Annotated in this window: 13 protein-coding genes; 8 read left to right on the top strand and 5 right to left on the bottom strand. The window is 65.1% G+C overall.

Annotation, left to right across the window (positions count from 1 at the left end; translation table 11 throughout):
- A partial coding sequence (locus tag VK533_RS08800) for a M3 family metallopeptidase (RefSeq protein ID WP_324376518.1) occupies positions 1-1,270 on the bottom strand: 1,270 nt, incomplete at its 3' end.
- Positions 1,271-1,458: 188 nt separating this feature from the next.
- On the opposite strand from VK533_RS08800, the gene VK533_RS08795 reads away from it, so the two are divergent.
- The 3 genes from VK533_RS08795 (at position 1,459) to glnA (ending at position 4,071) form a co-directional block, all read left to right on the top strand.
- Positions 1,459-2,034, top strand: coding sequence for an OmpA family protein (locus VK533_RS08795; RefSeq protein WP_324376516.1), 576 nt, complete (start codon positions 1,459-1,461; stop codon positions 2,032-2,034).
- Positions 2,035-2,239: 205 nt separating this feature from the next.
- Positions 2,240-2,578 carry a P-II family nitrogen regulator gene (locus VK533_RS08790; protein WP_324376514.1) on the top strand — a complete coding sequence of 113 codons (339 nt, stop codon included), beginning with the start codon at positions 2,240-2,242 and terminating at the stop codon, positions 2,576-2,578.
- Positions 2,579-2,658: 80 nt separating this feature from the next.
- The gene (gene glnA / locus VK533_RS08785; RefSeq protein WP_324376512.1) at positions 2,659-4,071 is read left to right on the top strand and encodes a type I glutamate--ammonia ligase; all 1,413 of its coding nucleotides are present in this window, start codon (positions 2,659-2,661) and stop codon (positions 4,069-4,071) included.
- A 58-nt stretch (positions 4,072-4,129) separates the two neighbouring features.
- On the opposite strand, the gene VK533_RS08780 is transcribed toward glnA, so the two are convergent.
- Positions 4,130-5,371: an MFS transporter gene (locus tag VK533_RS08780; RefSeq protein WP_324376509.1), complete on the bottom strand. Its 1,242-nt coding sequence runs from the start codon at positions 5,369-5,371 to the stop codon at positions 4,130-4,132.
- 92 nt (positions 5,372-5,463) lie between these two features.
- Here VK533_RS08780 and VK533_RS08775 point away from each other — a divergent pair, with 92 nt between their 5' ends.
- The 4 genes from VK533_RS08775 (at position 5,464) to VK533_RS08760 (ending at position 8,266) form a co-directional block, all read left to right on the top strand.
- Complete coding sequence (locus VK533_RS08775; protein WP_324376507.1) at positions 5,464-6,318, top strand: glycoside hydrolase family 16 protein; 855 nt, start codon at positions 5,464-5,466, stop codon at positions 6,316-6,318.
- A gap of 164 nt (positions 6,319-6,482) precedes the next feature.
- A complete protein-coding gene (locus VK533_RS08770) occupies positions 6,483-6,821 on the top strand; it encodes a metalloregulator ArsR/SmtB family transcription factor (RefSeq protein WP_324376505.1) in 339 nt (112 codons plus the stop codon).
- Positions 6,818-7,315: an SRPBCC family protein gene (locus VK533_RS08765; RefSeq protein WP_324376503.1), complete on the top strand. Its 498-nt coding sequence runs from the start codon at positions 6,818-6,820 to the stop codon at positions 7,313-7,315. The genes VK533_RS08770 and VK533_RS08765 overlap by 4 nt, the downstream gene beginning before the upstream one ends.
- A 120-nt stretch (positions 7,316-7,435) precedes the next feature.
- Positions 7,436-8,266: an alpha/beta hydrolase gene (locus VK533_RS08760; protein ID WP_324376501.1), complete on the top strand. Its 831-nt coding sequence runs from the start codon at positions 7,436-7,438 to the stop codon at positions 8,264-8,266.
- Between the two features lie 114 nt (positions 8,267-8,380).
- On the opposite strand, the gene VK533_RS08755 is transcribed toward VK533_RS08760, so the two are convergent.
- Positions 8,381-9,985 carry an NAD(P)/FAD-dependent oxidoreductase gene (locus tag VK533_RS08755; RefSeq protein ID WP_324376499.1) on the bottom strand — a complete coding sequence of 535 codons (1,605 nt, stop codon included), beginning with the start codon at positions 9,983-9,985 and terminating at the stop codon, positions 8,381-8,383.
- Positions 9,986-10,012: 27 nt separating this feature from the next.
- Here VK533_RS08755 and VK533_RS08750 point away from each other — a divergent pair, with 27 nt between their 5' ends.
- Positions 10,013-10,495, top strand: a complete 483-nt coding sequence (locus VK533_RS08750; RefSeq protein WP_324376497.1) for a GAF domain-containing protein — start codon at positions 10,013-10,015, stop codon at positions 10,493-10,495.
- A gap of 102 nt (positions 10,496-10,597) precedes the next feature.
- Here VK533_RS08750 and VK533_RS08745 read toward each other — a convergent pair whose 3' ends face one another.
- On the bottom strand, positions 10,598-11,125 hold the full coding sequence (locus VK533_RS08745; RefSeq protein WP_324376495.1) for an NUDIX hydrolase: 528 nt from the start codon (positions 11,123-11,125) through the stop codon (positions 10,598-10,600).
- Positions 11,122-11,459: TPM domain-containing protein (locus VK533_RS08740; protein WP_414712292.1), on the bottom strand; the 338-nt coding region annotated here is incomplete at its 5' end. The genes VK533_RS08745 and VK533_RS08740, both read right to left, overlap by 4 nt.

The raw sequence follows: 11,459 nt of genomic DNA, 5'->3' as shown, positions 1-11,459 counted from the left end.
CCTTGTTCGCGAGCAACGTGTGCATCGCATGGCCCCATTCGTGGGCGTAAGTCGTCATCCCATCATATTTGTCGCTCAGGTTGAGCAGCAGATAGGGGTGCACGTCGTAGGCCGAGCCCGCCATGTAGGCGCCCGATTGCTTGCCCGGGCGCGGGCGCGGATCCATCCATTTGTTCGCGGTCGATTTGGCGAACAAGGCGCCGTAATCGGGCCCGAGCGGCTTGATCGCGGCAAGCGTCAGCGCCCGCATCTCGTCCAGGGAGAAGGTGCGGTCGAGCTTCACCAGCGGCGGATAGATGTCGTAATAAGCGATCTGGTCGAGGTTGAGCATGCGGCGGCGCAGCTCGAAATAACGGTGCAGCACCGGCAGGCCGTTGTTCGCCTCCGCCACCAGCGAGCGATAGACGCCTTCGGGAATGTTCGGGCCGGACAAGGCGGACGCCAGCGCGGTCGGATAGTTGCGCGCCTTGGCCACGAACATCTCGCCCTTGGTCTGGCTCGCCAGCGCCGCACCGAGCGAATTTTCGAAGCTGTGGTAGCTCGCCCAGAATTGATCGAAGACGAGCTTGCGGTCGGCGCGGTTGGGCGCGGTGCGGTAGAGCGTATAGCCCTGGTCATCGAGCACCGCCTTGGTGCCGTCGGACAAGGTCACGGTCGGACGCGGAATGTCCGACGAGACCAGCTGGACGCGGATGTCGCCCGGACCGCTGAGCGGGGTCTGGCTCGATGCGAGCAGCGACTCACCCTCGGGCGACAAGGTATGCGGCGCCTGGCGCACCACGTCTTGGAGCTGAAAGCGGAATTTGGCGAGGCCAGGATCGGCGGCGAGATAGGCCTCGACCTTGGGCGCCCCCAAAGCGAGCAGCTCCGGATTCAGCCACGATCCCGCCTCGCCGTAGGCGGTGACGAGGTCGGTCGCCTGCTGGCGCCGCTCCTGATTGGCCGCGACGCGCAGATCCTCGTCGCCCTTGAGGTTGGCATAGACGGCGACGCGCGCCAGCCTGAGCCCGATATCGGACTGCAGCTGCAGCACCGCCTTCAGCGTGCCCGCGCCCTCGCCCAGCCGCCCCTTATAAGCCGCGATTTCAGGCAGGCGCGCGGCGACGGCGGCGCGTTCGGTCGCCCAGGCGGCGTCATTGGGATAAAGATCGGTCAGGTCCCAGGCGGCGGCCGCGCTCGCAAGCTCGGCGGCATTCACGCCGGTCGCCAGCGCGAGCGTGCCAATCGCGGCGGCCGAGATCATGGCCTCGCGGCGGGAAAGGTCTGTCATGGATTGCCCCATCTGTCAGGATCGCCCACGGATGCGGGCCTGGAACCGGTGTAAAGCGTAAAGCGGGAAGCGCCGCTAGGGTGCTATGGTCGTTCGCAGCGCAGCTGTGTCCCCCCATTGCACCCGCATGGGCGCTGGCCATATTATGCGCGGGGGCTGGCTCGTTGAGGCAGGGGCGAACGATGGGCATGAGACGGCAAATCATGGCGGCGACGGCGCTGACGGCGCTTCTGCTCACCGCGTCCTGCAAACGCGTGGTGACCGAGGGCAAGGCGGTCGCCGCCGCGCCCAAGAAGAAGCAGTTGCCCAAACCCTCGCCGACCGCGCATCTGATCCAGCTGCCAGACAGCGCGATCTTCGTCGAACGCGGATCGACCGAGGAGGCGCTCGCCGCCTTCCTCGGTTCCGACGCGCCCGCGCCACACACATTCCGGTTCATGGGACCCGAATTCGAACCGTGGCAGAGCAAGCCCAATCCGGGAACGTTACGCACGATGTATGCGGTCGCGCAGATATTGCGCGCCTATCCGCACAGCCAGGTCACCCTGATCGGCCACACCGACAATATCGGCCCGGCCCAGAAGAATTTGCGCCTGTCACAGGATCGGGTCGACCGCATGGCCGAACTGCTCGTCCATGGCGGGATCCAGCAACGCCGCATCACCGCGATCGGCCACGGCATGGGCGATCCGATCGCCGACAACGGAACGCCCGAAGGCCAAGCGCGCAACCGCCGCATCGAGCTGGTCGTGACCGCCAAATAAGAGGCCGCCGAGTCGCCTCCCTTCGCGACTCGCGAGCGCGGGCATCGCCCCGAAAATTGCCGCAAAAAGCGGCACACCGTCCCTTCATTGCTGCGTTTGCGGGCAGATTTTCGCGCATGCAGCAGAGGAATCGCCGCGCGCCTTGCGCGAGCGCGGATGGCACGCTTATTGAAAGCGAAAGCCACCGGATGGGGAGCGGGTTTGCGTGAAGAAGATCGAAGCGATCATCAAGCCATTCAAGCTCGATGAGGTGAAGGAGGCGCTGCACGATGTCGGCGTGTCCGGCATCACCGTGACCGAAGCGCGCGGCTTCGGCCGCCAGAAGGGTCATACCGAACTCTATCGCGGCGCCGAATATGTCGTCGACTTCCTGCCCAAGGTGAAACTGGAGGTCGTCGTCGACGATCCCCTCGCCGAGCGCGTGGTCGAGGCGATCCAGAATGCGGCGCAGACCGGGCGCATCGGCGACGGCAAGATCTTCGTCACCACCATCGATACGGCGGTCCGGATCCGGACCGGGGAGAGAGACGCCGACGCGGTCTGAAGATCGCGGAAAGGCAGGCATTGCAATTCACGGGGCGGCCTTCTGCGCCGCAACGGATTTTCACGGGGAAGGGCTTTTCAATGGCGAACAAGGCGTCCGACGTTCTCAAGATCATCAAGGACAAGGAGATCGAGTGGGTCGATCTTCGCTTCACCGATCCCAAGGGCAAGTGGCAGCATCTGACGATGGTGTCTGGCGTGGTCGGCGAGGATGAGTTGAACGACGGCTTCATGTTCGACGGTTCGTCGATCGAAGGCTGGAAGGCGATCAACGAATCCGACATGATCCTGAAGCCGGACCTGGACGCGGTGTGGGTCGATCCGTTCTCCGCAACGCCGATGCTGATCCTGGTGTGCGACATCGTCGAACCCTCGACCGGCGAGCTTTACAGCCGCGATCCGCGTTCGACCGCCAAGCGCGCCGAAGCCTATGTCAAGACGATCGGTGTCGGCGACACGGTCTATGTCGGCCCCGAAGCCGAATTCTTCATGTTCGACAATGTGCAGTTCGATACGACGTACAACGAGAGCTACTTCAAGATCGACGACATCGAGCTGCCGACCAACACCGGCAAGGAATATGAGCAGGGCAATCTCGGCCACCGGCCGCGCGCCAAGGGCGGCTATTTCCCGGTCGCGCCGGTCGACAGCGCGGTCGACATCCGCGCCGAGATGGTTTCGACCATGCTCGAAATGGGCCTGCCCTGCGACAAGCACCACCATGAGGTGGCGGCGTCGCAGCACGAGCTCGGACTGACCTTCGGCACGCTCGTCACCACCGCGGACCGCATGCAGATCTACAAATATGTCGTGTGGCAGGTGGCGCAGGCCTACGGCAAGACCGTCACCTTCATGCCGAAGCCGATCGCCAAGGATAACGGCTCGGGCATGCACACCCACATGTCGATCTGGGACAAGGGCACGCCGCTCTTTGCCGGCAACGGCTATGCCGGCCTCAGCGACATGTGCCTCTATTTCATCGGCGGCGTGATCAAGCATGCCAAGGCGCTGAACGCCTTCACCAACCCGACCACCAACAGCTACAAGCGGCTGGTACCGGGTTACGAAGCGCCGGTGCTGCTGGCCTACTCGGCGCGTAACCGCTCGGCCTCGTGCCGTATCCCGTACGGCGCCGGCGCCAAGGCGAAGCGCGTCGAGTTCCGCTTCCCGGACGCGATGGCCAATCCTTATTATTGCTACGCGGCCCTGCTGATGGCGGGCCTCGACGGCATCGAGAACAAGATCCATCCCGGCGAGGCGATGGACAAGAACCTCTACGATCTGCCGCCCGAGGAACTGAGCCTGGTGCCGACCGTCTGCGCGTCGCTGCGCGAAGCGCTCGACAGCCTGACCGCCGACCATGCCTTCCTGCTCAAGGGCGGCGTGTTCACCGAGGACCAGATCGAAAGCTACATGGAGCTCAAGTGGCCGGAAGTCGCCCGCTGGGAAATGACCCCGGCGCCGGTCGAGTTCGACATGTATTATTCGGCCTGATCCTTTCCAGGATCGGAGCAGGAACGGCCCGGGGGGAAACCTCCGGGCCTTTTCTTTTCTAAGCCCAGTCGATCGGCTCGACCCGGCGGATGATCAGGCCCCACGCCACGATCCCGGCCAGGCTGACGCCCGCCGCGATGGCGAAGGCGAGGCTGAACTCGCCGGTCTTGTCGACGACGTAACCGGTCACGATCGGCGCGACGATGCCGGCGGTGTTGCCGATGCAATTCTGCACCCCCATCCACTTGCCTGCCGCGCACGGCCCGCCCAGCGTCTGCCCGATCGGAAAGATCGTCGCGCTGTTCATGCCGAAGAACAGGCCCGAGCCCAGCAAGGCCGCGACCGCGATCGTCGGCCCGGCAACCGCGCAGACCAGCATGCACGCGGCGATGCCGATATGCGCGGCGACGGTGAAGCTCTTGCGCACGCGCGTGCTGCTCGCGCCCGCCGCCATCCAGCGGTCCGCGATCAGCCCGCTCGACTGCACGCTGATCGCATAGATGACGTACAGCACGGCCCCGAGCTCGCCCATCTCGGACAAAGTGAAGCCGCGCGCCTTGACCAGATAGAGCGGCAGCCACGAGATGACGAAATAGAGGCTGTAATTGTGCGCGAAATGGCCAAGGCTCGCGCCCCAGCATTCGCGCCGGCCGAGAATATTCAGGAAGGCCGGCGGCGGCGCCGACGCATCCGTCACCGCCCGCGCCGAAGCCTCGCGCGTCGCTACCAGCCACGGCAGCAACCACAAAGCCGAGACCAGCCCGAACAGCACGAACACCGGCCGCCAGCCAAAATGCGCCATCAGCATTCCGCCCGCGAACGTCCCCACCGCCGGCCCGAGCGCCTGACCGATCCCGATCGTCCCGTTGGCACTGCCGAGGCGCTCGGCCGGCAATTCGCGCGCGAGCAATTTGGCGTTGCACGGGAAGGTCGCGCTCTCGCCCATGCCCAGCACGAGGCGCAGCACCAGCAAGGCGGTGAAGCCTTCCGCGAAACCGGTCGCGATCGTCGCGAGCGACCATAAGCCGACCCCGATCGCGAGCGTCCGATAGGGATTGATCCGTTCGGCCAGCCAGCCCGCGACCAGCTGGAACGGCGTATAGGTCCAGAAGAAGGCGCTCAGCAGGATGCCGGTCTGCGTGTTGGTCAGCCCCAGCTGATCCTTGATCAGTGGCGCTGCCGTCGCGAGATTGCCGCGGTCGACATAGTTGATGAACATGCCCAGCGCGAGCAGCCCGATCACGCCGAAGCCGATCGCCTGGCGCGGCGGCGCGATTTGTCCGCGGCTCGCGATATCCATCTTCGCCTCTCCCCCTCCTGTTGCTAGGGTGCCCCCAACACCCGCCCGGCACAATGGGGCCGGAACGGCCCCCTTGGGAGAGGACATATTTGATGCGTCTGCTGATTGCTCTTGCCGCCTGCGCGCTCCCCGCCGCCGTGGTCGCCCAATCGCTCACCGCGACCAATTACAGCGTCGATGAGCCGATGCCGCGCCCGGCCGAAGCCAGATTGGTCTGGTCCGACGAATTCGACGGCAATGCGCTCGACCTGACCAAGTGGAGCTATGACGGCTCGCGCAACAAGGCCGGCTGGTACAATGGCGAGCTCGAATATTATGGCGCGCGGCCCGAAAATGTCCGCGTCGGCAACGGCCAGCTGATCATCGAAGCGCGGCACGAGACGCTCAACCCACGCCAATATCCCGATTATGGCGGGCAGGCTTATACCTCCGGCAAGATCATGACGCGGGGCAAGGCGTCGTGGACCTACGGCTATTACGAGATCCGCGCGAAACTGCCCTGCGCGCGCGGCACCTGGCCCGCGATCTGGATGATGCCCGAAGCCGGCGGCGCCTGGCCCGACGGCGGCGAGATCGACATCATGGAGCAGGTCGGCTCGCAGCCCAACGTCGTCCACGGCACCGTCCACAGCGCCCTGTTCGTCCACACCAAGGGCACGCAGCGCGGCGCCGAGAAGCTGCTCGCCGACAATTGCGACGCCTTCCATGTCTATGAACTCGACTGGCAACCGGATTCCTTGCGGATCGGCGTCGACGGGCGCGCTTATATGAAGGTCCTCAACAACCAGCCCGGCGGGCGCGGCGCGTGGCCGTTCGACGCGCCGTTCCACATGATCCTCAACTTCGCTTTGGGCGGTCCCTGGGCCGGATCGAAGGGCATGGACGACGCCGCTTTGCCGCAGCAGATGCTGGTCGATTATGTCCGCGTCTGGCAGCGCCCGCGCTGAGGCTACGACCGTCACCCTGAACTTGTTTCAGGGTCTATCGTGCCACAGGCGCGGGCGTGCGGATGATAGATGGATGCTGAAACAAGTTCAGCATGACGGATAAGGAAACTTAACTCATCATTTAATCTTCTTGCACGTATCGCCGCGTCGCGTTACTTAAGTGCATGCTTAACGAATCACGCATCGATATCATGTTCGACGCGCTCGGCGATCCGACCCGGCGCGCGATCGTCGCGTTGCTCGGGCGCGGGCCGCGGCCGGCGGGCGCGCTCGCCGAACCGCTCGCTATTTCGCTGCCGGGCGTCGTGCAGCAATTGCGCGTGCTCGAGGGCAGCGGGCTGATCCGCACCGAGAAGGTCGGCCGCACGCGCGTATGCCATCTCGAACCCGCCGCCTTCCGCACGCTCGAAGCGTGGATGGTGTCGCGCCGCCAGCAATGGGAACGCCAGTTCGACCGGTTGGGCGATGTGCTTGCAGATCAGAAGAAGGAGCAGACAGGATGACCGGGACCAGCCACGACAGCTTCACGATCGAGCGCCATTACGACGCATCCCGCGCCAGCGTGTTCGACGCCTGGGCCAAGCCCGAATTGCGCGAACGCTGGTTCGCGGGCGGAGAGGGTTGGACCGTGCTGATCCGCGAGCAGGATTTCCGCACAGGTGGGCATGAACGGGTCAGGGGCCAGTGGCAGGACGGGCGGACCAGCGATTTCCGTTCGACATATCACGACATCGTGGACGGTGAGCGGATCGTGTTCGTCTACGACATGTATGTCAGCGACGAGAAGATATCCGTCAGCGTCGCCACGGTAGAGCTTTACGACGACGGCGGCGGCACGCGCATGCGCTACACCGAACAAGGCGCCTATTTGGAATATGCCGACGATGGCTCGCGCGAGCAGGGCTCCAATTTCCTGGTCGATCGCCTCGGCGCGTTCCTTGAGGGCCGACCGCTTCCCACACCGGTCGGCTGTGGCGTCCGGTCGGAAGACGCCTGAAGCCCGATGCCGCTAGCGCAACGATCCGCACGGATCGTTGCGCTTTCCGCACTTTGCCCTTTCCCGGAAGAGTCGCAGGGTTGCGATACCCGAACGACTCACCAATCCGGAGAACGCACCATGCCTTACGTCACGACCGCAGACGGGACGGAGATCTTCTACAAGGATTGGGGGCCCAAGGATGCCACCCCGATCGTGTTCCATCACGGCTGGCCGCTGAGCGCCGACGACTGGGACAATCAGATGATGTTCTTCCTAGGCGAAGGCTATCGCGTGATCGCGCACGATCGGCGCGGCCATGGCCGTTCGACCCAGACCGATACCGGCAACGAGATGGACACCTATGCCGCCGACGTGGCGACTTTGACCGACCACCTCGACCTCAAGGGCGCGATCCATGTCGGCCATTCGACCGGCGGCGGCGAGGTGATCCATTATGTCGCACGCGCCAAGCCGGGCCGGGTCGCAAAGGCGGTGCTGATCAGTGCGGTGCCGCCGGTCATGCTCAAGTCAGACAAGAATCCGGGCGGCCTGCCGATCGAAGTGTTCGACAATTTCCGCGAGCAGACCGCGTTCAACCGCGCCCAATTCTATCTCGATGTCGCCTCAGGACCGTTTTACGGTTTCAACCGGCCGGGCGCGAAGCCGATCCAGGGCGTGATCGACAATTGGTGGCGCCAGGGCATGATGGGCGGCATCAAGGCACATGTCGATTGCGTGAAGGCCTTCTCCGAGACCGACTTCACCGAAGATCTGAAGTCGGTCGACGTACCGGTGCTGATCCTGCACGGCGACGACGATCAGGTCGTCCCGATCGCGGATTCGGCGGAGATCGGCATCAAGCTGCTCAAGCACGGCTCGATCAAGATCTATCCCGGCTACCCGCACGGTGCGTTCACGATCCATGCGGACGTGATCAATCCGGACCTGCTGGCGTTTTTCCAGAGCTGAGAAGCACCAGTCCCCGCCCGTCACCCCGGACTTGTTCCGGGGTCCACCAGGCCACACGCGCAAAGCTCGCGGATGGGTGGATGCCGGAACAAGTCCGGCATGACGGGCTAAGGCCTAGCCTCTTTTGAAAAGCCGCCCCAAAAACGACCGGTCCGCCAGGATCGCCTTGGCCGCATTATGCCCTGGCGCGCCGGTTATGCCGCCGCCGGGGTGCGTGCCCGCGCCGCACATATAGAGGCCCGAAATCGGCCCGCGATAGGCAGCGTTGCCGAGGATCGGCCGCGCCGACCAGAGTTGATCGAGCGACATCGCACCGTGCATGATGTCGCCCCCCATCAGCCCGAACTTGCGCTCCAGATCGAGCGGCGAATGAATCTGCCGCGCGATCACGCTCTTGCTGAAGCCCGGCGCCCATTTCTCGACCGTGGCGACGATCAGGTCGGCGGCTTTCTCGCGCTCGTCGTCCCATGACCGGCCGTTCGGCAGCTCTGGTGCGAATTGCTGGCAGAACAGGCTCGCGACATGCTGGCCGGCAGGCGCGAGGCTGTCGTCGACGGTCGAGGGGATCAGCATCTCGACGATCGGGTCTTTCGACATGCCGGTCGCGCGCGCATCGGTGAAGGCCTGGTCCATATAATCGAGCGTCGGCGCGAGGATGATGCCCGACTTGAGGTGATCGCCCGGCTCGGGCCGGGCGGTGAAGCGCGGCAATTCCGACAAAGCGACGTTCATGCGGAACGTGCCCGATCCGACCTTGAAGCCCTTGGCCGCGCGTAGGAAGCTCGGATCGAGATCCTTGGGATCGATCAGCCGATCGTAAAGCAACTTCGGCCCGACATTGGCCGCGACAATGCCCGCGCGATGCTCGCTGCCATCCTCCAGCCGCACGCCGACGACCGCGCCCTGTTCGACCAGCACGCGCGCCACCGGCGCGTCGGTCAGGATCTCGACGCCCAGATCCTCGCACGCCGCGCGCATCGCCTGCGTGATCGCGCCCATCCCGCCGATCGCATGGCCCCACGCGCCCTTGTTGCCGTTGACCTCGCCGAAGACGTGGTGGAGCAAAACGTAGGCCGATCCCGGCGTGTCGGGGCTGGCATAATTGCCGACCACCGCGTCGAAGCCGAACCCGGCCTTGACCGCGTCGCTCTCAAACCAGCCGTCGAGGAAGGTCCGCGCCGATTTCGTGAACAGGTCGAGCACGTCGCGCTGCTTCTCGATCGGCATCTTCGCCAGCCGCCCGCCCTGCTTCGCCGCCGCGAGCAACGCCGCCGCGCCGCCGCCGGCATTGGGCGGGATCTGCAGCGCCAGATCACGCAGCACGTCCGCGACGCCGTCGAGCATCGCATAATAAGCGGGCAGCGCCTTGGCGTCGGCTTCGCTGAACTTGGCGAATTCGGCCTGCGTCTTCTCAAGCCCGCCACCAACGAGCAGATAACGCCCATCCGGCTGCGGCAGGAAATTGGAATAAGGCCGGTCGAGGATACGAAGGCCGCGTTCGGCCAGCCCCATGTCGGCGATCACCTTGGGCTGGAGCAGGCTGACCGTGTAACTCGCGGTCGAGTTGCGGAAGCCGGGATGGAATTCCTCGGTCACCGCCGCACCGCCGGCGATATGGCGCCGTTCGAGCATCCGCACCTTCAGCCCGGCCCTGGCGAGGTAGAAAGCGCAGGTCAGCCCATTGTGGCCGGCGCCAACGATCAATATTTCAGGCTTCACGAACGCTCCGATCCCGAGGATTTACCCGTGTATCAATTCGACATCGCCGCCGGAAGCAAGGCCGAGCTTTATCGCGACCTGCAAAGCGCGCTCGACGGCCTGACAGCGGGTGAGCCCGACGCAATCGCCAACATGGCCAATGCGGCGTCCTTGCTGTGGGAATATCTGCCCGATCTCAACTGGGCCGGCTTCTACCGCAATATCGGCGGCGAGCTCGTGCTCGGGCCGTTCCAGGGCAAGGCCGCCTGCATCCGTATCCCGTTCGGTTCGGGCGTATGCGGCGCGGCGGCGGCGGCGCGCGAGACGCAATTGGTCGAGGATGTCCACGCCTTCCCCGGCCATATCGCCTGCGATGCGGCGTCGGCGTCGGAGATCGTGGTGCCGATCGTCGTCGATGGCGAATTGCTGGGCGTGCTCGATCTCGACAGCCCGCATGTCGGGCGGTTCGATGCGGAGGATCAGGCCGGGTGCGAGGCTTTGGTGGCGTTGCTGGGACCGCGACTGCGCTGAACCTACTTCGTCACCCCGGACTCGTTCCGGGGTCCACTTAGCCACACGCACAGCGCCTGCGGATAGGTGGATGCCGGAACAAGTCCGGCATGACGACGGCAGTTAATCCAGCAGCCCCGCGCCGAGAAGCATCAGCAACTTCACGTCCATGAACAGCCCCTGCGCGCGCTTGGCCGCGACGAAGGCGGGGACCTGCGTGATCGGCACGCGGTGGACGGTGATATTCTCGCCCGGTTCGCCGCCGCCCGGGCCGACCTTGGTCAGGCCGGTCGCGCGGATCAGGCAGAAGGTTTCGGAAACCATGCCGGGCGACGAGGCGAAGCGGCCGATGATCTCGATTGTGTCGGGCCGATAGCCGGTTTCTTCCTCCAGCTCGCGCGCGGCGGCGATCTCGATCTCCTCGCCTTCGGTCACGTCGCCGACCAGCCCTGCCGGCAATTCGAGGCACGGCCCGCCCAAAGGCACACGATATTGCTCGACCAGCAGCACGTCGCCATCGACCACCGCCAGGATCACCGCGGCCTGGATGCTGCGCGCGCGGCCGACATATTCCCACGTGCCCCAACGGCGCACGGTGATGTACTTCCCCTGCCACATGAGCTCGGGCACGCCGGGCTGGGGAATGCTCATAGCTGGATCAGCCGATCGGGCAGCTCGTTGGGATCGGTGCCGGTGCGGGGGAAATGCTTCGCCAGTACCGAGCCGATCCGTTCGATCGCCGCCGCCATGCCGTCGCCGGGCCGGTTGTCATGCATCGCCGCGACCAGAGCCGCCATCGCCTCGCCCCACTCCTCCTGCGGCGCCTTGGCGTGGATCGCCGCGTCGGCGACGATCTCCGCGCGGCGCTCGGCGAGGCTGAGATAGAGTAGGACGCCAGTCGTGCTGAGCGTGCGCTGCTCGGTGCCGGTGCGGAACAGCATGAGCGCGCGGCGGCGCACGCGGCGATGCTTGGTCGCCGCCGGCG

The organism is Sphingomonas sp. (genome assembly GCF_035317925.1).
Taxonomy (GTDB): Bacteria; Pseudomonadota; Alphaproteobacteria; order Sphingomonadales; family Sphingomonadaceae; genus Sphingomonas_I.
The sequence above is the reverse complement of the archived record's forward strand: the minus strand, read 5'-3'. Positions and strand labels throughout refer to the sequence as shown.

Coding starts and splice junctions, on each gene's coding strand:
- VK533_RS08795 (WP_324376516.1), top strand. CDS start 1,459: ATGAGACGGCAAATCATGGCGGCGACGGCGCTGACGGCGCTTCTGCTC.
- VK533_RS08765 (WP_324376503.1), top strand. CDS start 6,818: ATGACCGGGACCAGCCACGACAGCTTCACGATCGAGCGCCATTACGAC.
- VK533_RS08770 (WP_324376505.1), top strand. CDS start 6,483: ATGCTTAACGAATCACGCATCGATATCATGTTCGACGCGCTCGGCGAT.
- VK533_RS08745 (WP_324376495.1), bottom strand. CDS start 11,125: ATGAGCATTCCCCAGCCCGGCGTGCCCGAGCTCATGTGGCAGGGGAAG.
- VK533_RS08760 (WP_324376501.1), top strand. CDS start 7,436: ATGCCTTACGTCACGACCGCAGACGGGACGGAGATCTTCTACAAGGAT.
- VK533_RS08775 (WP_324376507.1), top strand. CDS start 5,464: ATGCGTCTGCTGATTGCTCTTGCCGCCTGCGCGCTCCCCGCCGCCGTG.
- VK533_RS08780 (WP_324376509.1), bottom strand. CDS start 5,371: ATGGATATCGCGAGCCGCGGACAAATCGCGCCGCCGCGCCAGGCGATC.
- glnA (WP_324376512.1), top strand. CDS start 2,659: ATGGCGAACAAGGCGTCCGACGTTCTCAAGATCATCAAGGACAAGGAG.